General features: G+C 54.5%; 19 protein-coding genes. 13 read left to right on the top strand and 6 right to left on the bottom strand.

The annotated features are described in order from the left end of the window. Positions 1–423 precede the first annotated feature (423 nt). From M2447_RS11425 to M2447_RS11465, 9 genes are all read left to right on the top strand, one after another. Positions 424–1,125 carry a C4-type zinc ribbon domain-containing protein gene (locus M2447_RS11425; protein WP_277508679.1) on the top strand — a complete coding sequence of 234 codons (702 nt, stop codon included), beginning with the start codon at positions 424–426 and terminating at the stop codon, positions 1,123–1,125. A 293-nt stretch (positions 1,126–1,418) separates the two neighbouring features. After that, positions 1,419–3,002, top strand: a complete 1,584-nt coding sequence (locus tag M2447_RS11430) for a Gfo/Idh/MocA family oxidoreductase (protein WP_277558707.1) — start codon at positions 1,419–1,421, stop codon at positions 3,000–3,002. Between the two features lie 280 nt (positions 3,003–3,282). Beyond that, a complete protein-coding gene (ilvD, locus tag M2447_RS11435; RefSeq protein WP_277558708.1) occupies positions 3,283–5,112 on the top strand; it encodes a dihydroxy-acid dehydratase in 1,830 nt (609 codons plus the stop codon). 151 nt (positions 5,113–5,263) lie between these two features. After that, positions 5,264–6,061, top strand: a complete 798-nt coding sequence (locus tag M2447_RS11440; RefSeq protein WP_277558709.1) for a four helix bundle suffix domain-containing protein — start codon at positions 5,264–5,266, stop codon at positions 6,059–6,061. 264 nt (positions 6,062–6,325) lie between these two features. Further along, positions 6,326–7,630, top strand: coding sequence for a DNA cytosine methyltransferase (locus M2447_RS11445; protein ID WP_277558710.1), 1,305 nt, complete (start codon positions 6,326–6,328; stop codon positions 7,628–7,630). Next, positions 7,627–8,814, top strand: a complete 1,188-nt coding sequence (locus tag M2447_RS11450) for an MvaI/BcnI family restriction endonuclease (RefSeq protein ID WP_277558711.1) — start codon at positions 7,627–7,629, stop codon at positions 8,812–8,814. Before M2447_RS11445 ends, M2447_RS11450 begins: the two co-directional genes overlap by 4 nt. A 42-nt stretch (positions 8,815–8,856) precedes the next feature. Continuing rightward, a complete protein-coding gene (locus M2447_RS11455; protein ID WP_277558712.1) occupies positions 8,857–9,270 on the top strand; it encodes a very short patch repair endonuclease in 414 nt (137 codons plus the stop codon). A 56-nt stretch (positions 9,271–9,326) separates the two neighbouring features. Further along, the gene (locus M2447_RS11460) at positions 9,327–11,114 is read left to right on the top strand and encodes an SWIM zinc finger family protein (protein WP_277558713.1); all 1,788 of its coding nucleotides are present in this window, start codon (positions 9,327–9,329) and stop codon (positions 11,112–11,114) included. Between the two features lie 239 nt (positions 11,115–11,353). Then, entirely contained in the window at positions 11,354–12,001 is a 648-nt protein-coding gene (locus M2447_RS11465) for a plasmid pRiA4b ORF-3 family protein (protein ID WP_277558714.1), read from the top strand. 14 nt (positions 12,002–12,015) lie between these two features. Here M2447_RS11465 and M2447_RS11470 read toward each other — a convergent pair whose 3' ends face one another. Further along, positions 12,016–12,483, bottom strand: coding sequence for a tRNA (cytidine(34)-2'-O)-methyltransferase (locus tag M2447_RS11470; protein ID WP_277558715.1), 468 nt, complete (start codon positions 12,481–12,483; stop codon positions 12,016–12,018). A gap of 513 nt (positions 12,484–12,996) precedes the next feature. Here M2447_RS11470 and M2447_RS11475 point away from each other — a divergent pair. The 4 genes from M2447_RS11475 to M2447_RS11490 are packed head-to-tail and all read left to right on the top strand — an operon-like array spanning position 12,997 to position 21,179. Continuing rightward, entirely contained in the window at positions 12,997–14,433 is a 1,437-nt protein-coding gene (locus M2447_RS11475; RefSeq protein WP_277558716.1) for an FkbM family methyltransferase, read from the top strand. Positions 14,434–14,442: 9 nt separating this feature from the next. Then, entirely contained in the window at positions 14,443–18,144 is a 3,702-nt protein-coding gene (locus M2447_RS11480; RefSeq protein WP_277558717.1) for a glycosyltransferase, read from the top strand. Continuing rightward, positions 18,134–20,182, top strand: a complete 2,049-nt coding sequence (locus tag M2447_RS11485; RefSeq protein ID WP_277558718.1) for a hypothetical protein — start codon at positions 18,134–18,136, stop codon at positions 20,180–20,182. Before M2447_RS11480 ends, M2447_RS11485 begins: the two co-directional genes overlap by 11 nt. A gap of 28 nt (positions 20,183–20,210) precedes the next feature. After that, positions 20,211–21,179: a glycosyltransferase gene (locus M2447_RS11490; protein ID WP_277558719.1), complete on the top strand. Its 969-nt coding sequence runs from the start codon at positions 20,211–20,213 to the stop codon at positions 21,177–21,179. 61 nt (positions 21,180–21,240) lie between these two features. Here M2447_RS11490 and M2447_RS11495 read toward each other — a convergent pair whose 3' ends face one another. The 5 genes from M2447_RS11495 to panC form a co-directional block, all read right to left on the bottom strand. Further along, positions 21,241–22,452: a glycosyltransferase gene (locus tag M2447_RS11495; protein ID WP_277558720.1), complete on the bottom strand. Its 1,212-nt coding sequence runs from the start codon at positions 22,450–22,452 to the stop codon at positions 21,241–21,243. A gap of 7 nt (positions 22,453–22,459) precedes the next feature. Next, positions 22,460–23,074, bottom strand: coding sequence for an ATP-binding cassette domain-containing protein (locus tag M2447_RS11500; protein WP_277558721.1), 615 nt, complete (start codon positions 23,072–23,074; stop codon positions 22,460–22,462). A 106-nt stretch (positions 23,075–23,180) separates the two neighbouring features. Continuing rightward, positions 23,181–23,957 carry an ABC transporter permease gene (locus tag M2447_RS11505; RefSeq protein WP_277508661.1) on the bottom strand — a complete coding sequence of 259 codons (777 nt, stop codon included), beginning with the start codon at positions 23,955–23,957 and terminating at the stop codon, positions 23,181–23,183. Positions 23,958–24,008: 51 nt separating this feature from the next. Beyond that, on the bottom strand, positions 24,009–25,355 hold the full coding sequence (locus M2447_RS11510) for an FAD-dependent thymidylate synthase (protein ID WP_277508660.1): 1,347 nt from the start codon (positions 25,353–25,355) through the stop codon (positions 24,009–24,011). A gap of 106 nt (positions 25,356–25,461) precedes the next feature. After that, the gene (gene panC / locus M2447_RS11515; RefSeq protein ID WP_277508658.1) at positions 25,462–26,304 is read right to left on the bottom strand and encodes a pantoate--beta-alanine ligase; all 843 of its coding nucleotides are present in this window, start codon (positions 26,302–26,304) and stop codon (positions 25,462–25,464) included. Positions 26,305–26,484 lie beyond the last annotated feature (180 nt).

A 26,484-nucleotide genomic window follows, 5' to 3' on the forward strand; every position in this document is an offset into this window, starting at 1 on the left:
TTTTAAATGTAGTTTTTTTTGAAAATTTTTTGGTTCATAACTAATTAACTATCAATGAATTAAAATGTTACTCACAGAGTGCTCACATTTAAGCAAAACTGAAGCTATGCAGAAGAAAAATTATAGGGTCGGGGTTTTTTTCGGGGGTAAATTTGGGGTGAATATGGCGCAAAAATCGGGGTCTTTTTTTGCGATTTTTTGGGTCGTTTTTTGGGCAAAGTCGCTATGGGAAAATGAATATGTATTCGATTTTTAAATACGATTATTTGCAATGACGAGGGGCGGGGGAAATGTAAAAATAATGCGATTTTTTGCATGAGTGTCAATTTTCCGGCCATGTTTTGCGCGGGTTTCGGTGATTTTTTTTGTGCGCGTGTGATTGGTGATTGAGCGTTGCGGCCAAGGCTCTCTAACGTGGCGGTCATGCGCCATCCTGCCATCGATAATCTCCTCATACTCCAGAATCGTGACACCAAGCGAATCCAGCTGGAGACAGAAATCAAGTCGGTGCCTGATTTAGTTCGCGCCGTGGAGGAAAAAATCCTCGCGGACAAGAAGGCAATCGAGGATGCGAGGACGGAGTTGATGGATCTCGAAACCCAAAAAAAACTAATCGAGACGGAGATCGGCACGATGCAGGGCACGCTCGGAAAATACAAAACGCAACAATCGCTGGTGCGCAAAAACGACGAATACCAGGCGCTCGGCCAGCAGATCGCATCGACCGAGGCCGCCATCGGCGGGCTCGAGGAAAAGGAGCTGGGCGTGATGTTCGAGATTGACGGGGCGAAGGTGAAATTCGCCGATGCCGAAAAAGTGCTCAAGGATAACATCGCCGGGCACGAATCGCGAATCGCGACATTGCGCGAGCGCGAGAAAAACCTGGCCGTGGAGCTGGCCGCCGCGCAGGCCGAGGTGGCGAAGGCGCGCGAGCCGCTGGACGCGTTGAGCCTGCGTTTATACGACCGGATCGCGGAGCGCACGCAGCCGGTGGTCGCCGCCGTGCACGGCGGAAATTGCGATGGCTGCCACCTGAAGGTTTCCGGCGAGTCGGAATCAAACGCGCGCAAAGGCGAGGTTCTCGCGACGTGCGATCAGTGCGGGCGAATCATCTGGTGGGATTGAGCCGGCGCGGTTCGGAGCCGCGCAAAAAGCGCGCGCATCCACTCCCGTTTCTAAAATAACGCCGGCGTTTGTTGCGGCGAACCGCCCCGCATGGCACCTCCGCCCGGTGCCGGGAAAGACCTTCAAAAAGGCTCGACAGGCGAACTCCTTGGCGGGAAGTTTCTCGTGTCCTAGTTTCGCCGGTTCCCTTGCCAAAACAAACCCTTTCCTGTCCCGCAATAAAGTCCCCGCCCCGATTTTGTGCCCCTTGTTTTTCCGCAGTTTCATTTGATTTTTTTATCGATTCTGAATCCATGAGCACGCCCTCCCAAAACACCGCCCTCCCCAAAACCGTCATTGACCGTCGCACTTTTGCCAAAACCGCCGCGCTTGCCGGAGCCGGGCTTGCGATGGGCTCCACGCTCGCCAGCGTGGCCGATCCCGCCCCGGCCATTGCCGACGCCTCCGGGGGCAGGCGCCGTCGCTACGCCATCGTTGGTTGCGGCGGGCGTCACCGCATGTATCTCAAAGCCATCCTTAACCAATACAAGGACGTCGCGGAGATCGTCGCCGTATGCGACGTGAACAAGGGCCGAGCCGAGAGCGCGGCGAAAAGCGCCAAAAAAGCAGGTGTGCCGATCAAGGCGTATTATCCCGAATCCAATCCCCCGAAACCCGATTTCGACCGGCTGATCCCCGAATTCGAGCAGATGATCAGGGAAACCAGGCCCGACATCATCATCGTCACCACCACCGACTGCGCGCACGATCGCTACATCGTCAAGGCGATGGAAATGGGCTGCGACACCATCACCGAAAAACCCATGACCATAACCGCCGGGAAATGCCAGCGCATCCTCGACGCGAAAAAACGCACCGGCAAAAAAGTCCGCGTCACCTTCAACTACCGCTACTCCCCGCCCCGCACCCAAGTGAAGGATATCCTCATGTCCGGCGCGATCGGCGACATCCTCTCGGTCGATTTCACCTGGCTGCTCAACACCCGACACGGAGCCGATTATTTCCGCCGCTGGCACAGCAACAAAATCAACTCCGGCGGCCTCATGATCCACAAGGCCACGCACCACTTCGACCTCGTCAACTGGTGGCTCAGCGCCTCGCCCGTCGAAGTCACCGCCGTCGGCAAGCGCGAATTCTACACGCCCGCGATGATCAAGCGCTTCGGCCTCAAGGGTCCCGGCGAACGCTGCATGACCTGCCCCGAGGGCGACAAATGCGGCTTTCACATCGACCTCCCCGGCACCCCCGGCATCCGCACCATGTATCTCGACAACGAAAAATACGACGGCTACATGCGCGACCGCTGCGCCTTCCGCCCCGACATCGACATCGAGGACACCATGAACGTGATCGTGAAATACGACACCGGCGCCACGCTCAGCTACAGCCTCAACGCCTTCAACGCCTGGGAAGGCTACCAAATCGCCTTCAACGGCACCAAGGGCCGCCTCGAGCACTCCATCGTCGAGCAAATCTACATGAACGCCGCCGACGGCGACGACAAGCAAGGCGCGATCAAAGCCGGCGGCACGGTGGTGCGCGTCATCCCGCTCCGCGACCCCGCCACCGAGCACACCCCTTGGAAAGGCACGGGCAGCCACGGTGGTGGCGACATCGTCATGCTCAACGACGTTTTCCTCCCGAATCCCCCCGCCGACAAATACCAGCGCAACTCCGACGAGCGCGGCGGCGCCGAGTCAATTCTCATCGGCGCGGCGGCCAACATGAGTTTCGAGACCGGCCGGCCGGTGAAAATCGCGGACATCGTCAAGGGCTTGAAAAAGCCCGACTATCCGCCGATGCCCACCAACAAAGACCCGGTCGAAATGCCCCGCCGCCTCCCGGCGCGCAAGCCGTCCTTAAAAAAGAAAGCCTGACTGCGATAGCGCGCCATGTCGTCTCGCGTGGCGTGGACAAATCGCACTCCGTGCCGGCGGCATGCAAGAGTCTCCTGTTGCGCACCGCGCTTGGCTGTTTGCAACAAACACCAACCCCGTCAGGGCTGGCGCAACCCTCCCGAAAATTTGAAATTTTGGAAAACGGGATTTATTTGATGTTGGCCGAGCTCCGCCTCACAAGATAAGGATTTCAGAAATCAGAGAACCAAGGGAAATCTGAAATCCCAATTCCGCATTCCGAAATCCGCACTTCGCATTTATGAAACACGCACTCCGCTCCGACATCACCACCCAGGGCCGCCGCATGGCCGGCGCGCGCGCACTCTGGCGCGCCAACGGCATGACCGACGCCCAAATGGGCAAACCCCTCATCGCCATCGTCAACTCCTTCACGCAATTCGTCCCCGGCCACACCCACCTCCACGACGTCGGCCAGTTCGTGAAACGCGAAATCGAGGCCCAAGGCTGTTTCGCCGCCGAGTTCAACACCATCGCCATCGACGACGGCATCGCCATGGGCCACGACGGCATGCTCTACTCGCTCCCCTCGCGCGACCTCATCGCCGACTCCGTCGAATACATGGTCAACGCCCACAAGGCCGACGCCATGATCTGCATCTCCAATTGCGACAAAATCACCCCCGGCATGTTGATGGCCGCCATGCGCCTCAACATCCCCGCCATCTTCGTCTCCGGCGGCCCCATGGAAGCCGGCGCGCTCGGCGAACGCCACCTCGACCTCATCAACGTCATGATCGAGTCCGCCGACGACGCCATCCCCGACGCCCAAATCGAAAAACTCGAGCACGCCGCCTGCCCCACCTGCGGCTCCTGCTCCGGCATGTTCACCGCCAACTCCATGAACTGCCTCAACGAAGCCATCGGCCTCGCCCTCCCAGGCAACGGCACCATCGTCGCCACCCATAAAAACCGCCTCCAACTCTTCAAGGACGCCGCCCGCCTCATCGTCGAAAACGCCCGCAAATACTACCGCGACGGCGACGACACCGTCCTCCCCCGCTCCATCGCCACCCGCCAGTCCTTCCTCAACGCCATGTCGCTCGACATCGCCATGGGCGGCTCCACGAACACGATTCTCCACCTCCTCGCCATCGCCAACGAAGCCCAAGTCAACTTCACGATGGACGACATCGACGCCCTCTCCCGCCGCGTCCCCTGCCTCTGCAAAGTCGCCCCCAACACCGAAAAATACCACATTCAGGACGTGAACCGCGCCGGCGGCATCCTCGGCATCATGGCCGAGCTCGCCTCCGCCAACCTCATCGACACCGCCCAACCCCGCGCCGACGGCCTCACCCTCGCCCAAGCCATCGCCAAATACAACATCGCCACCGCGACACCCGACCCCGAAGCCGCGCGCATCTACACCTCCGCGCCCGCCAACCGCTTCAACCTCAAAATGGGCTCCCAGGACAGCGCCTACAAAACTCTCGACACCGACCGCGCCGCCGGCTGCATCCGCGACATCGCGCACGCCTACACCAAGGACGGCGGCCTCGCCATCCTCAAAGGCAACATCGCCGAAAAAGGCTGCGTCGTGAAAACCGCCGGCGTCGATGAAAGCATCTTCAAGTTCACCGGCGCCGCGCACGTCTTCCATTCGCAAGACGACGCCTGCCGCGCCATCCTCCTCGACCAGATCAAAGCCGGCGACATCGTCGTTATCATTTACGAAGGCCCCAAAGGCGGCCCCGGCATGCAGGAAATGCTCTACCCCACGAGCTACATAAAATCCAAGCACCTCGGCAAGCAATGCGCCCTCATCACCGACGGCCGCTTTAGCGGAGGCACCTCCGGACTCTCCATCGGCCACGTCTCGCCCGAGGCGGCCAGCGGCGGCGCCATCGCGCTCGTCCGCGACGGTGACACCATCGAAATCGACATCCCCGCGCGCAAAATCCACCTCGCCGTAACTGATGCCGAACTTGCCAAGCGCCGCGCCGAGGAAGAAGCCCGCGGCAAACTCGCCTACAAGCCGATCCGCGACCGCATCGTGAGCAAGGCGCTCCGCGCCTACGCCCGCGACGTAGCCAGCGCCGACCTCGGCGGCGTGCGGATCATAGAGTAGGGGCGTCGCTCGCGACGCCCTCCGCCCCACCTTTCGCTCATCAGCCAGATCGGCCCGATCCGACAACTCGGTTCGATCAGCCCCATCTGTCCGATCCGCCCACTCCCCCAACTGTAAACTGAAAACTGTAAACCATAAACTCCGCCCCACCATGCCCGCCCAAACCCCTGCCCCGATCATCCGCCCGCACGGCGGCTACCGCACGCTGCGCGCGCACCAAGTCGCGACGCTCATTTACGACAACACCTACTGGTTCTGCGAACGCCACATCCGCCGTGACGACGCCCGCCTCCGCGACCAAATGGTGCACGCCGCCCGCAGCGGACGCCAAAACATCGCTGAAGGCTCGCGTCGCGCCGGCACCTCCAACACCACCGAAATCCGACTCATCGATGTCGCCCGCGCCAGCCTTGAGGAACTCCTCAACGACTACGAAGACTACCTCCGCCAGCACCGCCTCCCCGAGTGGAACAAAGACCACCCCGAGGCCCTCCGCATCCGCCGCGTCCACAACACCGCCACGCTCCCCACCGACGACGACTTTCGCCACCGCTACCGCGAATCCCAGGACGCCCTCAATGCCCTCTATTCCCGCTGGCTCGAAAACGACGACCCCGCGATCCGCGCCAACGCCCTCATCTGCCTGATCCACCAAGCCAACTACCTCCTCGACCAACTCCTGAAAGAACTCGGCGAAAACTTCGTCGAGCAAGGCGGCTTCACCGAACACCTGGCGACCCTCCGAGCCGACCACCGCGCCAACGCAATGCCGACTGCCAAGTCTGCCTCCGCCGACGCCCCCAACTGCCCCCAATGCGGCCAGCCCATGCGCCAGCGCACGGCAAGCAAAGGCCGCAACGTCGGCAAACCCTTCTGGGGCTGCACCGCCTACCCCACCTGCAAAGGCACCCTCGAAATTCCTTCCACTCCGTCCCCAAAATCCACCTGATAAGTCCGCTCAGTCTGTTCAGTCCTCCACGCCCTTCTACTCCGCTCCCGCCACCGTCCAGCAACCACCGCGCTTTCTGTAATCTGCTTCGCATACATATTCGCACCATGCAAAATTCAGCGGAAAAAACAGTCCCCTTGACCCGTCGAAATTGCGCAAGCAATGTGATTGCCCTACTCATCACAACAACCACTCAACAACTGCTTCATCAGAGCAACCAACCTATTTTCCCGGATTTAATCCAAGGTTTTTGATCACCAAAAAATGGCCAATCCTGCTTCCTATTCGGCACCAAAAAAACACTCCCAGCTAACCTGCATTGATTTGTTCGCCGGCTGTGGGGGACTCTCCCTCGGCTTGGAACAAGCGGGGTTTCGTCCGTTGCTTTTTAGCGAAATAAACATATCCGCAGCCGAAACCTATATTATTAACCGCCCCGGCTTGAACCTCGTGCCTGTTGGCGATATTTATAACCTGACCGATCCGGACCTCGAACTATTAAAAATATACTGGCGCACCAAGGGGATTGACGATGTGGACTTGGTCGCGGGTGGGCCTCCTTGCCAAGGATACTCCGGAATCGGCCATCGCCGCACATTCAAACTCGACAAGAAGGAAATCCCCTCGAACCACCTCTATGAGGAAATGGTCAGGGTTATCCGCGTCATTCGTCCGCGAATATTCCTGTTCGAAAACGTCAAGGGCTTGCTTAGCGCCAAATGGGACAAGTCGGGAAAGAACGGGGAGATCTTCAAGGACGTGCTGAGGTCATTCAAAACCTTGGGCGAGTATCATATTCGCTGGGATCTTTTGCATGCCAAGGATTACGGGGTTCCGCAGAACCGGCCTCGCGTGCTCATGGTGGGAATTCGCAACGACGTGCTTTATCCAACATGCCAAGGCATGCTATTTGAGGAGCCCGAGCTGCGCTACGATCTTCCGAGTGCAGTGAGAGAAGGGTTTCTTCCGGCTCCGAACGGCACTCCGCCGACATTGCCCGAGCTGCTTGGCGACCTTGAGGATCCGAATTATGGCAAGACGCTGGTCACCCGCCTCTATCCATCCGCGCCCAAAACAGAGATACAAAAAGAACTCCGCACTTGCAATGGGCGCGTGCTTGGCCGCCGCGAGGAAGTTTCCGAGCAAGAATACAGCGACCATGCGGGTTATATTCGTGAAAAATATGCCCATATGATCGCCAACAACGGCGAAATTCCTGATGAGTATAAAACCAAGAAATTCGCCCAGCGCGTTTTCCCAAAAAAATGGGATTCAGACGGCCCCAACATAACGGCGACATCATTGCCCGAGGACTATGTGCATTATTCCCAGCCGCGCACCCCAACTGTCCGCGAATGGGCGCGAATCCAGACATTTCCCGATTGGTATCAATTTGCCGGGCCGCGCACAACGGGCGGCCGACGGCGAGCGGGAGACCCCGGCAAGGGAATATGGGAGAGGGATGTTCCAAAATATACACAAATAGGAAACGCGGTCCCCGTAATGCTCGCGCGGAAGGTTGGCCAGCACCTTGCGCGAATAACAAGAGAAGGCATTCGCGCAAAATGAAACTGCCATCCGCCATGCATGTCCGTCCGCTTGACAGAGCGGAATCGAAAAACCTCCAATTATTAAATGCGGCGGGCATAGAAAGCGTGCCCCTTTTCCTGACACCGACTGGATTCAAAAAATCGATTTGCGATGCCACTTCGGCGATGCGCGAGCTTTTCAAGAAACATGACATTCACGATTATGAGCGCCAGGCGCAGGGACAGCATAACAAAGTTTCCCAAAATATCATGTTTCTGTCTGAAAACGGCACGCGATTTTTCAAGATGTCGCTTTACCGGCCAAATACCAAAAAAGGCGATCCTCGATTCTGGGTGAATGGATGGAAGCAGGAGGTGGCGGGCGATCATGTGCTGGCGTTTTTCCACGATGCGGATTGCCTCTGCGTTGTTAACCTTTCCACAACTGACTTGTCCGCGCCATTCCTTCGCGACTATCTCAACCGTCATGCGGCAAAGGCTAGGCGCATATCCGAAGAACTGCTCGAAAAGCTTCGTGTCCTCGCAAAATCTCCCATCCCGGCATCTGGTATTGGCGACACGTTCATTGGGCGGGATGTGGAAACCGCCCTCGGCATTCCCATCAATTCCAGCCGCAATCCGGACTACAAAGGCATAGAACTAAAATCCAAGCGTCTCGCATCAAAAACCCGCATGGGGTTGTTTGCCCAGATTCCCGACTGGAACTTGAGCGCAGTCAAAAGCACCTCCGAGTTTCTTGACAAATTCGGATACATGAAAGGCCCTGACTTCAGGCTATATTGCACCGTCTCATCCAAATCACCCAACTCACAGGGTCTTTTTCTGTCGGTCAATGACCTGGATCGAATGCTGTGGGAAAAACACCGTGGCGCGTTGCGGGACGAAAGCGTCGTTGCATGGAAACTTTCCACGCTCGAGTCACGGTTGGAAGAAAAGCACAGTGAAACTTTTTGGATCAAGGCGGATAGCATCAGGAAAAATGGCCGCGAGTTTTTCCTATTGAAATCGGTGACGCACACTTCCTCGCCCAATTTGCCGCAGTTCTCCCGTCTGTTGGCCACCGGCGACATCACGGTTGATCACATGATCAAACGCATTCCGTCGGGACGGCTTACAGAAAAAGGCCCTCAGTTCAAAGTTCGTCCAGAGAAGCGCAATGAGCTCTTTTTGGGCAAGCCCATGGAATATGATTTGTTGGCGTAATATTTGGGACACGAGAAAGCACTCACAGAGAAGAAACAACCAATGGCTGATTTTTTGAGCAAAACCGGGCGCTCCAAACTCATGTCCACTATTCGCAGCTCCGGCAACAAGGACACCGAGTTGCGGCTCATCACGATTTTCCGCGCGCACCGCATCACCGGCTGGCGGCGCAATTTCAAACTCCCCGGCAAACCCGACTTCGTTTTTCCCGCGCATCGCCTCGCTGTTTTTGTTGATGGTTGCTACTGGCACGGTTGCCCCGTCCACTACCGCCGCCCAAAATCAAATCGCAAGTTCTGGGATGCCAAGATCGCCCGCAATCGCCAGCGCGACCGCGAGGTGAACCGACTCCTCAAGGCCAGGGGCTGGCGCGTGTTTCGTGTTTGGGAGCACGCCCTCACGCGCAAAAACGAAACTCGCACCGTCGCCCGCATCGCGAGGGCAATCGATGGTTGATCGCCCGTCAATTCGCCCCATTTTCATTTTCGATCCGCAACCCGCTTCCCCGTCCCATGCCGCCCGCCTCGCTCACCGATCTGCTGACCATTGACGGCATTAAAAAACTCGCCTCGCCACGGTCCTTTATGCGCGGCGTAATCTACCACGCAAGCGGCTTGGTCGCCTCGCTCACCCAGCATGACAACACCCTCACCGCCATCGTTCGCGGCACTGAAAACTATACCGTCTGTTTCTCGGTAAGCATATCCAACGACACATCCGCGCCCGCGCTCGACTACCACTGCACTTGTCCCCACGCCAGCGGCGAAGGTGTGTTCTGCAAGCACTGCGTCGCCGTCGCGCTCGCCTGGCTCAAATCGGGAAAAGGGAACCTCTTGAACGAAGCTCCCGCCGTCGCCGGAACCCCCGCCGGCAACAAATCGACCGTAATCAAACTCGATGACTTGCGCCCCTGGCTCCTCTCCCTGCCAAAGGAAAAACTCGCCGGCACACTCCTCGAAACCGCCGCGCGAGACTGCCGCCTTCACGAACAACTCCTGCGCCACGCCGCCCTCGCCACCGGCAAACAACCTGACTTCAACGCCTGCCGCGCCGTCATCCGGCACGCCACCACAATCCACGATCCCACCAGCGAGCTTCAGGAATTCGCCGATATTCTCGAAAGATTTTCCAGCGACGGCTACCACAACGCCGTCCTTGAGCTCTCCGAATACGCCCTCGAACGCATCAACACCCGCATCGCCGACAGCGATGGCGATGCGGGCTTTGTTTGCCGCCGACTCCTTGACATCCACCACGAAGCCACCCGCCGCGCAAACACCCCGCCCGCGCAACTTGCGCGTCTCATCCACGCGTGGACGTTTGTCGACAACTACTATTATTTCTCGGGAGTCATCGAACGCTATGCCGACCTCCTTGGCGAAGCCGGCCTCGCCGCCCTTCGCGCAAGCCTCAACGCGGAATTGTCCACGTTCACGTCCGTCGACGTCACCCACACCGCAGTAGAAGCCCTGCGCACCATCGCCCGCCTTACGAACGACACCGAGGCTCTTGTCGCCCTCGAAACCCGCGACCTCGCGCATCCAAGTGCCTACCTCCGCGCAGCCGAAATTTACCACGAAGCCAATCAGCACGACAAAGCCCTCGAATGGGCCCGGCGCGGCATCGCCCGATTCCCGGAAAACACCACGGGCACCGAACCACTCGTCGATTTTATCATCGCCGAATATCACCGCCGCCGGCAACACGACAAGGCGCTCGCGCTCGCGTGGAAGTGTTACGAAGCAAGCCCATCTCGCGGTTTTTACCAGCGACTCAAGGAAAGCGTCCACGCCGCCGGGGAAAACTGGCGGCAATGGAGCGAGCGAGCGCTCGCCACGCTGCGCGCCACCCTCGACACCGCCATCGCCAACCAAACAATCAATCAAAAATATCCCCCGTGGACACCCAGGCTGTCACCGTTTGCCAACATCTTCTTCGTCTCCCTGCCGCTAACGGACTACAGCACGCTCGTCCGTGTCCTCCTATGGGAAAACAACACCGACGCCGCATGGGCCGCCGCCAATGAAAAAGGCTGCGACGAAACCCTCTGGTTTGAACTTGCCGGCAAGCGCGCCGACAAACACCCCGCCGACGCGATCCCCATTTATATGCGGCGCATCAAACGCCTCATTGAGCAACACAGCGACAGCGCCCGCGAAGAAGCCGCCCTCACCCTGCGCAAAATCAAGGAGCTTCACGCCAGCTCCGGCCAGGACGCCAACTGGGAAAACACGCGGCAAACGCTGCGCCAAACCTTCCGCAAAAACGACGACTTCATCAAACTCCTCGACACCCTCTGACGCCATGCATGGCCCCTTTTCGCCCGAAAGCAGCGATCCAACAACCTCAGACATACGCAGATATTAAAACCATCGAACCGCAAAATTAATTTCCTTTCGGGATCTGCGTATATCTGTGTCCATCTGCGGTTAAAAAGCCTTCGGTTGCGGCAAAGCCGCTCCACGCCCTCCATGGATAAAAAATCAGAAAAACCTTAATCCGAAACAACCCCTTAAAATCTCAACAACCTCCCCGTCTCATGGTCGTCATCAACAAAACCGCCGCGCAAACCGCCCGGCTTAAAATCACGCTCAAACACCTCTCGCCCGCCATCTGGCGGCGCGTCCTTGTTCCCCACGACATCAACCTCCCGAAACTTCACGACGTCATCCAAATCGCGATGGGCTGGACCAACAGCCACCTGCACGCCTTCGAGACCAGAACCAAAGCCAAAATTATACCCAAAATCAAAGTCAGCCCCAAAATAACCATCTATCAAATACCATACGAGGAAGAGGACAGCTTCGGCATGTTCGGCGCCGGCCCGGAAATACTCGACGAACGCAAATACCGCCTCGACGACATGATGCCGGAGGCAAAATCCAAATGCGTCTACACCTACGATTTCGGCGACAACTGGGAGCACGAAATCGTGCTCGAAAAACTTGAGCCCGTCGAGGCACGCCTCACCCGCGCCGAAGTCCTAGACGGCAAAAACGCCTGCCCGCCCGATGACTGCGGCAGCGTTCCCGGCTACTGCGATCTTGTGGAAATCCTCGCCGACCCGAAGCACCCCGAGCACGCCAACATGCGCGAATGGATGGGCCACGAAAAAGACGAGACGTTCGATCCGGCGTTCCACGACATCGCCGCTGCCAACAAAACACTCAAAAAACTGAAGCTCTAAAAACCCGCCGCGCGCTACCCCAGCAGCTGCGTCTGCCGCAGCGCCTCGTAGCACGCAATGCCCGCCGCCGTGCTCAAGTTGAGCGAGCGCAACGCGGGGTTCGCGTGGGGAATCGTCACTCGCGCCTCCTCGCCGAGCTCCGAGTGCAGCCATTCGGGCGCGCCTCCACCCTCGTTTCCAAAAACCAGCCCGTCGCCGTCCGCAAATCCCGCGTCCCAAAACGAGCGTTTCGTTTTTGTGGTGAACAACCACAAGCGCCCGCCGGGTGCTGCGGGACTCGCACGAAAGGCGGGCCAGTCGTTGTGATGATGCACGTCGAGCGAATACCAATAATCCATGCCCGCGCGCCGCAGTTGCGCATCGGTGATCTTGAAACCGAGCGGATGGATCAGGTGCAGTCTCGACTTCGTAAGCGCGCACATGCGCCCGATGTTGCCCGTGTTCTGGGGGATTTCCGGCTGGAAGAGGACAATATGCAGCATGACAGCCACGGAACCCATCAGTCGGCGGCACGTTGTGCAAAAAAAATCGCCCGGTGGTGAGACCGGGCGAATAAACCCTAAGGAGCTAGGCTCTACTTAAGATTTTTGGCGGGAGGGACACTCAAGATGTGGCAACACCCACCCGATGCAAGAAATTTTACCCTTTTTTGAAAAACTTGATGTGCCAAGTGTCCGTAAGTTGTTGGCGTATTGGGCAACAGGCTCGCTGCTTGCGAGTTACAGGATGCAAGCCCCGTCGAACCGTGAGCTTCCCACTGAGATGATGCCGCGCCCAAGCCGCCCTCGTCCCAATGTGCAGCGGAAAGGAATGCGTGCGCGGGCACTTGCATTGTCATAATACTTTTGTTTGCATTTTAGCCATTATTTACAAAAGAACACAACTTAGTGGAAACCAATATATTATAAAATGCGATCTTGCGGGCGTTCATATCCGGGGCCAAGGGTTGCCAAACAAACGCCCCCGCAATCTCTCTTTCATCTTAATTTTTACCCATGTCATTCATTTCCTATGCTCAGAATCTTGAGGACGTAATTCTTCATCGCGCGCTAAAAGACGTCAAAAACGGGTTCTATGTGGATGTCGGAGCCAACGATCCCGTCATCGATTCGGTTACCAAGGCCTTTTACGACCTCGGCTGGACGGGAGTGAACATCGAGCCGAATCAGGATTATTACCGCAAACTCGTCAACGAACGCCCCCGCGACATCACGCTGAGCTGCGCCGCCGGCAAAACCGTCGGGGAAATCGAGTTTAACAACATCCCGAACACCGGCCTCTCGACCGCGGTGTCGCAAATTGCCGAAAAGCACGGGCAAAGCGGCTGGTCTGTCACCAAAACCACCGTCCCCGTCTATCCACTCAAAGACATTCTCGCCCCCTATGCGAATCGCGACATTCATTTTCTAAAAATCGATGTCGAGGGCATGGAGACGGAAATAATAGAGGGCATGGATTTTCAAAAATACCGCCCTTGGATACTGGTTATTGAGGCGATTGCACCCGGCACGCAGGATCCCGCCCATGGGCAATGGGAACACTATATAGTCGATGCAAACTACGCATATGTATATTTCGACGGCGTAAACCGGTATTATCTTGCAACAGAACAATCAGCCCTGAAAAAACATCTCATATATCCCCCGGGCATATTCGATGACTTCGCAGTTTATACAAAACTACAAGCTGAGCAAGCAACGCAGCGGGAGCTTGATGAAAAACAAAATGAGCTTGACCAATGTCAACGTGAGTTTGCCGAAACGCAGCGCGCAGCGGAGGCTGCGATGAAACAAATGCAAAAGGAAATTCAAATGCTCGCGGAAAAATTTGAAGAATTGCGCATCCAGTCGAAACACCATGCGGAGGAACTAGAAGGGCAAATCAGCGAAAAAGATAAAAGCATTGGCATATTAAAAAGCACAAATGCAAAATTACAAAAAGATAATGCCGATCTGCAAAGACACGCCACATCAACAAGTGAACAAATGCAGGCCGTGATCAATGCGCGGCAGTCGGAAATCGAGCGCTTGCGAAAACTTCTGTATTCCTCGACAACCGGGACGCACCTCTACCGGGCGATGCGTGTCCTCATAGGAGACCGCCATTATAAACAATCTCCGGCCAAAAACGCCCGGCCTAAAAAACATTACGCAAACATCCGCGTTCCCTGGCACACGCACCTCTATCGCGCGGGTCTCGGCATTTTTGTAAAGGGAGAAAAACCCTGGCACACGCATTTGTATCGGGCATTCGCGTCCCTGTGTGGCGCAAAAAAATATTCTCCTCACCCGCTCCCATGCATCCCTTCAATGCCAGCCGCGCAACAATCGCAGCGATCAATTCTGGATGCAGCATCTGCCGTGACGGAGCCGCTAACTGAAGAGAGAATTTTACAATATTTCAGGAAGAAACGTTCCGAATCGGGTATTTGACAAAAATTCATGAGAACACTTTTTAATATATTTCCGTGCCAAACCAACAACGGACGGAACCGGGGCTTGGGTAATTACTCAATGGCCTTGGCGCAAACCTATGCAAAACTCCACTCGGATGACCGCGTCCATTTGCTAGGCGCATGCAATTATCCCGAAAGCGTGCCGGATATAAAGACCGCAGTTTCCGGTGACATTCCCGAACACCGCCTGAAACTCATCGATCTGCCGGAAATGAGCGGATTCTCAACCCCAGTTGAATCTGCTGATGCCAGACTGCAAGCCGCCTCAATTAACTGGGCCTGTGCGCGCATCAATCCCGAGGTCGTGCATACTTCCAGCTTCTTTGAACCGGAAGTCTGTCTCCCCTCCCCCGCCAACATGGCGCCATGGCTGCACTCTGTTACCGTCTATGACCTGATTCCCCTGAAATTTGAAAACATTTATTTGAGGGACGCACGAGCCAAGCGCTGGTATCTGAACAGAATAGAAACACTGAAGCATCACGATATCTTTCTCGCTATATCGGAAAGCACTCGAAGAGATACCATCGAACTGCTGGCCCTCGACCCCGACCGGGTGTTTAACATATCGGCAGCCTGTCACCCACGGTTCAAAACAGGCGTCAAAAAGGAAACAGAAAAAGAGCTGATTGCTAAAAAATATAAAATAAACCGCCCCTATTTCATGTATACAGGCGGTTCGGATTGGCGAAAAAATATCGAGGGTGCCATAAAATCGTTTTCGCTTGTCCCCGGAGAATTGAGACGCGGGTTTTGCTTTGCAATAGTATGCGCCTTGCCTTCCGCCGAGTTGGACAAGCTCCGCCGGCAAGCTGCCCAGCTCGGGTTGAATCCGGATGATATTGTGTTCACGGGCTATGTGCCTGATGATGATCTGCCGTTGCTCTACAGATACTGCCATGCTTTTGTGTTTCCGTCCCTTTATGAAGGGTTCGGTCTCCCAGTCCTCGAAGCCATGTCGTGCGGAGCCCCAACCATAGCCGCAAACAATTCCAGTCTGCCCGAAATCATCAACCGCCGGGATGCTCTTTTTGATGCCAACACGCCGGAGCCCCTGGCGGACCTGCTTGTCACCTTGATGCGTGATGAGAATTATAGACAGTCCCTTATCAAAACCGGACTCAAGCAAGCGGAAAGTTTTAGCTGGGAGAATACCGCAAAAAAAGCTCGCATAATATGGGAGGCCGCCCTCGCAATCAAAAATACAAACAAGCGCACCGCATTATTCCATAGGCACCCGCTGAAAAGACTCGCTTTTGTTTCACCCATTCCCCCGCAGCGCACGGGCATTGCTGTGTTTTCCGCGGAGCTGCTCAATGTTCTCAGTGCCTTTTATCAAATTGATGTTTTCACGGACAAATCATTCGAACCCGACGAGCGGTTGTCCGCACTATTTGAGATACATTCGTATGCTGAATTGGACAAAATGGCTAAAGATTATGATGCCATACTCTATCATGTGGGCAACAGCGCTTATCACATTGAAATATTAAGCCTTTTGCAAAAACATCCCGGAATCGCGGTTCTTCACGATTTTTATATTTCCGGACTGCTTGACTACATGGAGCATAATAAAATTTATCCTGAATGTTTGACGCGCGAGCTGCTCAGGCACGGCGGCCATAAGGCAATGACCATGTATAAAAACTCCGAGACGGCACTTCAGGCGATTACCGAATGCCCGGCCAACAGCCTCGTATTCGAAAGTGCCCTGGGTGTGATTGTGCATTCGGGTTACGCGCAAGCACTTATTGATCGACACTATCCTGAAGGGGTTGCCGCGCCACACGCTGTCATCCCGTTGTTAAAGAGAGTGTCTCTTGTCGCTGAGAATGAGAACACCGAAACTGAGAGAGCGAATGATTTCACCATTTGCAGCTTCGGGCACATAACCGCGACCAAGAGCCCCATGTTGTTAATCGAGGCCTTCGAAAAATTAGCCGCATGCATGCCAGGCAAAAAGATAATGTTATGTTTTGTTGGAGAATTGTTGGATGACGCACATGGTGCGCAATTGAGAAAACGGTTGGCCAACAGTAAATTTAAGAATCGTATTAAGATAACTGGCTATGCAAACGATGCCGATTATGCGCACTGGATGCATTCGGCTAATGTTGCAGTGCAGTTGCGTTCCTCCTCAAGGGGTGAAACCTCGGGCGCGTTGCTCGATTGCATGGCCAATTCCGTGCCGGTCGTTGCCAATAATTTTGCATCATTCAGTGGCTACCCGCCTGACGCCATTTGTTTTGTCGAAGGCGAACTGACATCTGATGCCGTGGCCGAAACGCTGAAAAAACTAATTGAGAATCCAGGGGCGGCAAAAGCATTTGCCAATGCCGCGAGGAAATGGATTGCGCACAACCACGCCCCTGAGCAAGTCGCCCAACTCTATTATAGAGCGATTGAGTCGTTCACTGCAAATTCCAAATCAAATAGTCACATAAAGTTATTAAATTCCATACGGCCTAGTGCTGCAGACTTGGAAAAAGGCGAGCGCTGGATCACGCAACTTTGTGAAACGGAGGTCACCCTGAGACCCCCCCGGTTCTATTATGACATTACTCTTTTTTCCAAACAATGGAACGAGGGTTATATGACCGGTATCCAAAGGGTGGTGCATTCCATTTTTGTGGAGCTCGGCAACCGCCAGATCGACATTTGGCCGGTGGCGTTGAACTCGGCAGGCACCGATTATTATGCTCTTTATAAAAACAGTGATACAAACAAATGGGAGTCAACTCAACAAACCGTTCATCTCCAGCACGGTGACACGCTCCTCATCGCGGAACTTAGGCATGACCTGCTCTCAACATCACCGATATGGGAAAAACTCAGGAAAGCCCAAATCGATATCCATGCTATTCTTTATGATCTTCTGCCGGTATTGCATCCCGAGTTCTATCCGCCGGAGGGAAAAGAATTGCATCAAAAGTATCTTAAATTCCTCTCACAAACCGCAAATCGGGTGAGCGCGATATCGCGCACCGTGGCAACAGATTACTCGCGCTGGGTTGCCGAGGAGGGGCAAACTATAACACCCCTGAAATTTCAAAAGGTTGATGTGATACCCCTAGGCGCAGCCCCAAAGCCACCAGCCCAAACCGGTTATAAGACTCCGCCCTGGCCGAGCGGCGGTCCGGTGTTCCTTATGGTTGGCACACTTGAACCACGAAAGAATCACGCTCTTGCGTTGGACGCATTTGACGCGCTCTGGAGCCAAAACATAAATGCACGACTATGCATTGTTGGTCGCAGGGGTTGGCTTGCCGATAAGATTTATGAAAGAATTAAAGATCATCCGAAAATTAATACGGACTTACTATTTTTTGATAGTGCGGACGATGAGACGCTATTAAGGTGTTATCAAAATGCGGCTTGCCTGATTGCCGCATCCATAAACGAGGGGTATGGGCTGCCCCTTGTCGAGGCGGCTCATTATGGGCTACCTATAATAGCATCCGATATCGAGGTTTTCAGGGAAAGCATTGTTGACGCTGACGTTTTTTTTGATCCCACTTCACCGCAATCCTTGGCAAGCGCAATTATGGAAGCGTTAACCCTTCCGCATGAGGCCCGAACCCTTAAAAAACGGTCGCTTCCCACATGGAAAGACACGCTGGATAAGTTATTGAAAGACACGCTTGCGATGTCGGCCAAGGAACACGCGAAAGGATTTTATGACAAATAACACAACTCCCGCATCCCATGCGACCCACTATCTGGGATTGGCCGCACTTCTAGTGGTGGCATACCACTTGTTTCTTTCCTCCATCGGGCAAGGCATACCATATGTAATGGCAGATGAATGGCTATACAATGAAAGCACGCGTCTTTTGCCGATCGCTGAGGCAAAGTTTCCCTCTTATGTTTATTTTATTCTCTACAAAATTATAATTTTGTTTGAGAAGGATTTTCTTGCGGTGGTAAAATATATAAATATTTTTATTTATGTCGCAGCCCTTCCATTCATACACTCAATTTGCAGACTGGTGGCATCTGAAAAAACATCAATAGGCGTTGCAACATTGGCGCTACTGCTGCCATTTGGTTCCTACACGACCTACTTTATGCCGGAAAGTTTGTATTTTCTGTTTTTTTGGATTTTAACATGGCTCCTGTTTTATCCGGAAAAACTCAATTTGTTCGCCAGGGCCGCCATAATCGGTGTTTGGGTTGGTTGCGGGATGATGGTGAAATTTCATGCTTGTTTTTTAATTCCGGCCATATGTGTGTTTCTTCTGATCAAGGGGTTCACTTCCCCAGGGGGGGCGCTTAAAAGCAAACTGCTCCCGACGCTGACATTTTCAGGGTTCACTCTAATGACGCGATTTGCGCTGGGGTATCTCATTGCGGGGCAAAACGGACTTAGTCTGACAGGGAAATTTTATGGCGGACTGAAAATGAGTCCTGAAATGCTGCAAGCCAATATTGGCAATATCGGTCTATCCGTTTCAGGAAATCTCATTGCGGTGCTTCTTCTATACGGACTACCGATCATCGTCATATTATACACAGTGGCGTCACGACACCCTGCCTCGGATGATCGCTATCAAAAACTGATGCTCTGGGGTGTTTTCTGCATGGCCACACTAATACCGGTCACGGGCCTTTACACGGCTATCGCGGCGGAACAAGGCCCTTACGAAATCGCGACTAGGTTGCATCTTCGTTACTATAACTTTGCCTTTCCGATTTTTCTTATTTTGCTTGCCGGAGCTGAGCGCCGCCTGCCCGGGGTAAAGAGAGGCGCAAAACTTTTAATTCCCTCCTTGCTGATAGTCATATTGCCGCCGATTTCATATAAAATTATAAAAAAATACTTCGCGCTTGGTGTGGTTGACTGCCCCGAACTATTTTCACTGATGGGCCAACCCGGCATTTTTGGTATTTTGATCGTTGCCGCCACATCTATTGGAGCGCTGTTTTTCATTAAAAAGAAGCTGGCCGCCCGGATTACCCTCTGGGGTTACATCCCCCTGCTTTCCGCTATTTCCATGGTGTTCTTCTTTTCATATTTTAAAAAGGAAAAAGTCGACACGGACTACACAATTGGAGGACGGTTCACCAAGGAGTTTTTGCAACACGACATTGACAAGCTCACTATCATCGGAGACGCATGGAGCGGTCTTTTCGCAGCCTTATTTTTCACGGACTCGAACAAGGTTGTCCTGATGCACAAGGACGATATTGGTGATCCTAATGACTTGTTCAAACGATGGCCGGATCGCTGGTTTTTGATAATCAGCAATACCATCGAAACACCAACGCAATACCAGCGTGTTGTGTGCCCGAGTTTCATACTTGCCCACGCCAACGATAAAATTATTGTGGATTTCACCCGTTACGACAAGGGATTTGCTGTGGAATCCACGGCAGGTCTTTCCGGGCAGGAGGTGTTTGGCAGATGGTCTGACTCCGAGCTTGTCAAAATACGATTTAAGCATCCTCTCCCAAAATCATTTTCATTGGTCTTAACAGCGGAAGCCTTTGGTCCGAACAAGGACGAGGAATTCGTAATTAGAGCCGGAAACACGAGCCACAAGTTCAAACTGGAACAGGGAAGGGCCAAAGTAGGCCCTCTCGCGTTCGTTTGCCCGATTCCTTGGCATGACATCGAAATCATCGTGCCAAATCCAAAATCCCCCGCGGAGTTGAACATGGGAAATGATTCAAGAAAACTCGGCATTGCAATTTCAAGGCTGGAGATACTTTCCCTGGAACAATGATTCTTTATATTCAAAACCTCACGCACACATGCTAAACAAGAACAAAATTGCCATTATAATTCCATGTTACAAAGTTAGGGCGCGCATTCTTACGGTTATCGCAACGATTCCGACCTGGGTTGACAGCATTTTTGCCATTGACGATTGCTGTCCCGAAAAGACGGGGGACTTTCTAAAATTGAACTGCAGGGATGAAAGATTGACTGTTATATATAATGAAAGCAACCAAGGCGTGGGCGGGGCCTGCACTGCAGGCTTCACGGCCGCGCTCAAGCACGGATGCGATATTATTATAAAAATGGACGGTGACGGACAAATGGATCCTGCCTACCTGCGCCGTCTTATTCACCCCATAGAATCAGGACTGGCCGACTTTACAAAAGGAAACAGATTTTATCATTTGAATGAGTTGCAATCCATGCCGCTGGTGCGGCGCATTGGAAACATAGGGCTCACACTATTGACAAAATTCGCCAGTGGCTTCTGGCATATTTCTGATCCCACCAACGGTTATCTGGCGCTCCACTCATCCATATTGAACATGTTTTCAAGCAAACGTCTCGCCAAGCGTTATTTCTTCGAAACCAGCCTATTGGTCCACATGAACATAATTAATGCAGTTGCGTGTGATGTCCCCATACCAGCAAAATACGATAACGAGCATTCCTCCCTAAGCATAGGCAAATCATTGGTGGAATTTCCCGTGAAACTTATAATGAGCCTTATAAACCGTATAATACTCAAATATTTTATTTACAATGTAAACGCAACCACCGTCTTGTTGACTCTCGGGACAATGCTTTGCGCCGGAGGCGGTCTGTTTGGTGGATACAGATGGATTTTGGGCGAAGTCAACAGCCAGGCGCAAACAGCGGGAACAGTAGCCTTGGCATTTTTACCCATCATACTCGGAACGCAAATGCTACTGCAGGCCATCTTGCTCGACATTATGGACAAACCAGTGATCCCCTTGCATAAAATAATTAAGGATTCTTGATGCGTTTCGCCTTTTTGTAACGTGTGGCTTGCTGGTGAAATATCGATCCGGGCTGGCCCAGTTAAATAACACCGCCCGGCATTCCATTTGCCAGCAACGCATGCAAGTCGAGTGCATAGTCATCCCATGTTCGGATATTTCTGGACATGGCGGCGGTCGACAATGAGGCGTTCATATTTTGATCGACCAACAACGACTCTATGCCCCGGGCTATATTGTCGGAATTGGGTTCGCCGGTCAAAACGCAGCCTCCCCCAGCCGCAACCTCCGCCATGGCGGTCAGGCCGGAACACACACAGGCCCGTCCATGCGCGAGACTTTCCAATACTGGGAGGCCGAAGCCTTCGCATAACGAGGGATACACGGTAAAAATGCACTCTTTGTAGGATTTTTTTAAAAACTCATCCGACGCGTTGAAATACCACTCGATCTGCCTGTTTTTGGCTTTTAATAATTGTATTTTTTCCATCGCCGCCACGCCGGTTTCCTTGTTCAACATGCCTATTAGCCTGAGACGAAAATGCAAACCTTTCGTCCACAGCAGTTCGCATGCTTCCAGCAAAGCCACATGGTTTTTGCGCCCCTCCAACGTGCCCACCGAAAGGATCATTGGTGTTTTGTCATACGGGAGTTCCAAGCTTGTGGCACCGGCCACTTCATCAACGCCCAGCGGAATGGTTGTGATTTGGGGTATTTGGGCGATGCTTTTGGATTTCCAATACGAAACGAGGCAATCCCGGCTGTAATCAGACACGGATGCTATTATATCAAAACTCAAAAGTCGCTCCAAATAGGTGTGGTATTTCGCGACAGTTGCCCGTGGGGCCAATTCAGGTGACTGGACCGCGATCATGTCATGAAAAATCGCAACGCGCGGCCCCGTCACAGGCAGTTCTGTTTTCAATTGCGAAAACGCTTTCAATCGGCATTCGTCCAGAAATAGCTCCCCGCAAATAAATCCGGACGCCTTGCTCAAATGGTAATATTTTTTTTTCGGAAACACACGGGAAACACGCCCCCTTATTCTCTGGCTCAATGACCATGACGCGCCTCTCCTCTCACCGACGGATTTGTCCGCTGTAAACATCAAATTGTCAGTCTCGTCCGCGTCCATGCGTCGCCATGCGTGCGCATACTTGTCATGGACGACTGGCAGCAAAGAAGGCTCTTTATTCTTGGGCCAATGCCTGTGCAGGCGTCTGATCACACGCTGGATTCCCGTGTTCGCGTTTGTATGCGAGGTGTGCGTGACATCGTATAATACCTGGCTCATTTGATGGCTAAATTTTATATTGATGCGCGCCCGTGTGATATTTTTCCGCGACCTCGCCGGGATCGCCTTCCGCGAGGATCTGGCCTTTTTCAAGCCAGATGGCGCGCCCGCACATGCGTTTTATTGTTTCCGCGTCGTGCGAAATCAACACCACCGTGCGGTTTGACGAGAATTTCTCCTTTATGGCTGCCTCCGATTTGGCGGCAAACACTTCGTCGCCCACGCCAAGCACCTCGTCTATCAATAAAACATCGGGGTCCGTTTCCATCGCGACGGAAAAGCCCAGCCGCAGGTTCATGCCGGATGAATATGTATACACCGGATAATCAAAAAAATCACCAAGGCCGGAGAATTCGCGTATTTTATCTATTCGTTCCAGCATGTGCCCCCTTGATTTTCCCATGAGCATGCCGTTGAGGATGGCATTTTCCTCACCGGTCAGGTTGCCCTCAAATCCCACGCCTAGGGAGAGCAGCTCGACGTGCACATTGGGCCGGGAAAACAACATCTTCCCCTCGTCTATGCCATATATGCCGGCGAGCACGCGCATCAATGTGCTTTTGCCGCATCCATTGCGGCCTATGATGCCAAGTTTTTCACCCTCATAAATTTGCAGGTTCAAACCGCGCAAGGCCCATATTTCCTTTTTTGTCCTTGAGAAAATAGTCCTTTGCGGACGGTAGCACAAACCGACATTGTCCAGTGTAATTAGTGGCGTCATCGCAGGATCAGGCATTGGTCAGTTTGAGTATTTTTTTATCATAATAGGCATGAAGAATCATGCCGAGGGCGAGGAACGCCATGCTGACTAGGCCCGCCTCGGCCAAGTGCGACATTTGCGGGGGCTGGTTGTGGATCACGACCGCGCGATAGGATTCTATAAAGACTGCCATCGGATTTGCATAAAACAGGGATTTTAAATTCTCCGGCACCAGCGAGGCGTCAAAGAATATTCCCGACATGAAGAACAACAGCCGGAATATGGAGCTTACCACCGTGAGCAGATCGTTCATGAGCGTGGCGCCGATGGTCAGCGGCAGTGTCACGCCGATAATCAACAACAACTGCAGCAACATCAGCCCGGGCAAATATACATAATGGAAGTTGGGCGTGTATCCAAACACAGCGGCCGTCACCAGGATGACCACAAACACACACAGGAATTTCCACGTGTTGACCATGATGGACACAATCGGAAATATATATTTCGGAAGGTTAAATTGCGTAAGAACGCCGTATTTGGCCTTGATCGCCGTGGCGCCGAGCATGCACGAGCTTTCAAACCACTGCCATGTGATCATGCCTAATATAAGAAAAACCACATACTCGGGGCCGCCCTTGCCGGTGATTTGGGAGAACGCTATGTAAAGCACGAGCGTGCTCAACATTGGCTCCAGCAAAAACCACAGATACCCCAGGTAATTCTGGCGTCCCTCGGATTTGATGCCGGCAAGTGTCCTATAAAAGACAATCCCGGCGTATCTCTTTAAAGTCGAAACCCACATATATGAATGATGTTATTTAATAAAAATCCCGCAGCCGAAATCGGGGGCGTTTTATTCCGGCTCGGCCGTGCCTTCGACAACCCACTGTTTTGCCTCCGGCACTTGTTTGAAGAACTCGCGCAGCGCCGCGCTCAAGTGCTCCGCGTAACGGAAATGCGCGCCCATTCCCGTGCGCAGCTCGGCTTCGTAGATGAACTTGTCCGCATGGGTGCCGTGCTCGAAGGGCGTTTGCGCGCCGAGCAGCATGCCGTGCACATACGCCGCCGAGCCGCGTCGCATCAGCTCGCGCGTCAGCTCCGCCTGGTCGGCGAGCAATTGCGCGTGCGCGGCGCGGTCGATTTCCGGCGGCAGGTAAAAGCCCGCCTGTATCAGCGGCGTGTGGCGGTTGCCCGTGCGGTGCCGGTTCAGGTCGCGCAGCTCGGCGATGGCGATGTTGTTGAAAGCAAACGTCACGCGCATGCGCCGTGTCGCGCTGCCTTGCTGGCCGTAACGATTTGCGCGATGGCGCAGCGCGTCGGCGATTGACTGGCGCTCCGGCAAAAACGGCGGCGTGGCTCGGTCCACATGCACCCACGTTTCATCGGCGAGGCCGTCGGTTGAAAGCCGTTCCAATCCGAGCGAGCAGCTCGCTTCCAGCTCCGCGGCGGCCTGCGCCTGGCACGCCGCGTCGGCGTTGCTGTGGCGCATGAGGCGCGGTGATTGTTTCATCAATTCGTCGCGCAGCAGTTTCGCCGCGGCGCGCGCCTCGGGGTGGGGGAGCGAGTCGAGTTGTTTCACGAGCTGCGCCCACATGCGCGAGCTTTGCACGAGCGCGAGGTTGGTGCGCGTGGCAAAGGGGATGAAATAACGGGCGCGGTCGAGCGCGTAGTTTTTGCGCAGGCGCGTGACGACCGCCTCTTTCGCGCCGGCGGGGATGCGCACGAGTTCCGGCTTGGCGAGGGCGAGGGCGTCGAGGCGCGCATACTCGGTGTTGTAGGCGGCAAAGGCGCGCGCCATCACGTCGCGCCAGCGCGCGGCGAGATCGTCGGGAATGCCGAGCTCCGCCGCGTCTGGCAGGCTTGCCGGCGCCATGGTGATGTAGCGCGTGCTCGATTCCTGGCCGTCGGCCATTTGGGCGAGCTCGAAAATTTTATACGCGAGCCACATCGAGACATCGTCGAGCGCGACGGCCAGGCCGCCGGTGAGTCCGCCGATGGAGGCGTGCCCGTAATCGACAAATTTCAGGATGCGGTCGATCGACGCGTCGGGGTTGGCGAGATCGACCTTGGAGAGGATGTTTGCGAGCCCGTCATTGCTGCGCGAGTAGCGCGCGAGAACCGAGGCGAGCAGCTCGGGCGTGACCTTCGGCTGGTCGGCGGCGGATGGCGGCGGAACAATGGCGAGACCGGTGACTTTCATTGGATGCGGATTTCGGATTGCGGATCGCGGAATGTGAAGCGCAAAAACAAAAAATCCCGGATGCCCGGATTTTGCGCCGCGCACCCGGGTGTCGCGGGCGGTGGCCTCATAAAATCATGTTGTCGATCAGGCGCACCTCGTCCACCCATACGGCGATCACCATGAGCGCCTCGCCGGGAACGACTTCGCGCGCCGGCTCCATTGTGCGCCGGTCGACGATCGCCGCGTAGATGACGCGGAGCCGCCGCTTTTCGCCGATCATGTGCGTGACTTCCGCGACGAGGCGGTCCACGCGCCGCTCGCCTTTTTCCACCATGGTTTTTGCGTGGGACAGCGCCTCGTTGATTGCAAGCGCCTCCTGCCGTTGCGTGTTCGTCAGGTAGCGGTTGCGCGAGCTCATCGCCAGCCCGCCTTCCTCGCGCACTGTCGGCGCCATGAGGATTTCCACTTGGAAGTTCAGGTCAGCTGTCATTTTCATGAGCACGGCGGCTTGCTGGGCGTCCTTTTGGCCGAAAATGGCAAACGTGGGGCGGACGATGTTGAACAGCTTTGCGACCACGGTTGTGACGCCGCGAAAATGCGTCGGGCGCGAAATTCCCTCGAGGGGCTTGGCCACGCGTTCCTCGTTCACATAGGTCGAGTAGCCTTTCGGATACATTTCCTCGTTTGCCGGGGCAAAAACCACATGCGCCCCCGTTTTTTCGCAGAGCTCCAGGTCGTGGCCCAAGTCGCGCGGGTATTTGTTGAAATCCTCGCTCGGTCCGAACTGCGTGGGGTTCACAAAAACCGAGACGATCACCACGTCGGCTTTTTCCGCCGCGAGCCGGATCAGGCTGAGATGCCCTTCGTGCAGCGCGCCCATCGTGGGCACGAGGCCGATTGTTTTTCCCCGGGCGCACAGGTCGTTTGCATACGCCTGCATTTCAGAAACCGTCGTGATTGTTTGCATGGATGAAATGAAAGAGTGGTTTTGATGCGAAAGGTTCCCGCGCAAAATGCCACGCACGGGGTTAATGGCACGCGCAAAATTTACCCGGGAGGTCCAGACAGAAGTTGACCCATCGGGGCATCGAGAAGGAGTGGGGATAGAAGCAGGACGCGAGGGTCGATTTGAGGGGACTTTTCGCGG

Origin of the sequence: Ereboglobus sp. PH5-10 (genome assembly GCF_029504735.1) — a bacterium.
GTDB lineage: Bacteria > Verrucomicrobiota > Verrucomicrobiia > Opitutales > Opitutaceae > Ereboglobus.

Coding starts and splice junctions, on each gene's coding strand:
- M2447_RS11425 (WP_277508679.1), top strand. CDS start 424: ATGCGCCATCCTGCCATCGATAATCTCCTCATACTCCAGAATCGTGAC.
- M2447_RS11430 (WP_277558707.1), top strand. CDS start 1,419: ATGAGCACGCCCTCCCAAAACACCGCCCTCCCCAAAACCGTCATTGAC.
- ilvD (WP_277558708.1), top strand. CDS start 3,283: ATGAAACACGCACTCCGCTCCGACATCACCACCCAGGGCCGCCGCATG.
- M2447_RS11440 (WP_277558709.1), top strand. CDS start 5,264: ATGCCCGCCCAAACCCCTGCCCCGATCATCCGCCCGCACGGCGGCTAC.
- M2447_RS11445 (WP_277558710.1), top strand. CDS start 6,326: ATGGCCAATCCTGCTTCCTATTCGGCACCAAAAAAACACTCCCAGCTA.
- M2447_RS11450 (WP_277558711.1), top strand. CDS start 7,627: ATGAAACTGCCATCCGCCATGCATGTCCGTCCGCTTGACAGAGCGGAA.
- M2447_RS11455 (WP_277558712.1), top strand. CDS start 8,857: ATGGCTGATTTTTTGAGCAAAACCGGGCGCTCCAAACTCATGTCCACT.
- M2447_RS11460 (WP_277558713.1), top strand. CDS start 9,327: ATGCCGCCCGCCTCGCTCACCGATCTGCTGACCATTGACGGCATTAAA.
- M2447_RS11465 (WP_277558714.1), top strand. CDS start 11,354: ATGGTCGTCATCAACAAAACCGCCGCGCAAACCGCCCGGCTTAAAATC.
- M2447_RS11470 (WP_277558715.1), bottom strand. CDS start 12,483: ATGCTGCATATTGTCCTCTTCCAGCCGGAAATCCCCCAGAACACGGGC.
- M2447_RS11475 (WP_277558716.1), top strand. CDS start 12,997: ATGTCATTCATTTCCTATGCTCAGAATCTTGAGGACGTAATTCTTCAT.
- M2447_RS11480 (WP_277558717.1), top strand. CDS start 14,443: ATGAGAACACTTTTTAATATATTTCCGTGCCAAACCAACAACGGACGG.
- M2447_RS11485 (WP_277558718.1), top strand. CDS start 18,134: ATGACAAATAACACAACTCCCGCATCCCATGCGACCCACTATCTGGGA.
- M2447_RS11490 (WP_277558719.1), top strand. CDS start 20,211: ATGCTAAACAAGAACAAAATTGCCATTATAATTCCATGTTACAAAGTT.
- M2447_RS11495 (WP_277558720.1), bottom strand. CDS start 22,452: ATGAGCCAGGTATTATACGATGTCACGCACACCTCGCATACAAACGCG.
- M2447_RS11505 (WP_277508661.1), bottom strand. CDS start 23,957: ATGTGGGTTTCGACTTTAAAGAGATACGCCGGGATTGTCTTTTATAGG.
- M2447_RS11510 (WP_277508660.1), bottom strand. CDS start 25,355: ATGAAAGTCACCGGTCTCGCCATTGTTCCGCCGCCATCCGCCGCCGAC.
- panC (WP_277508658.1), bottom strand. CDS start 26,304: ATGCAAACAATCACGACGGTTTCTGAAATGCAGGCGTATGCAAACGAC.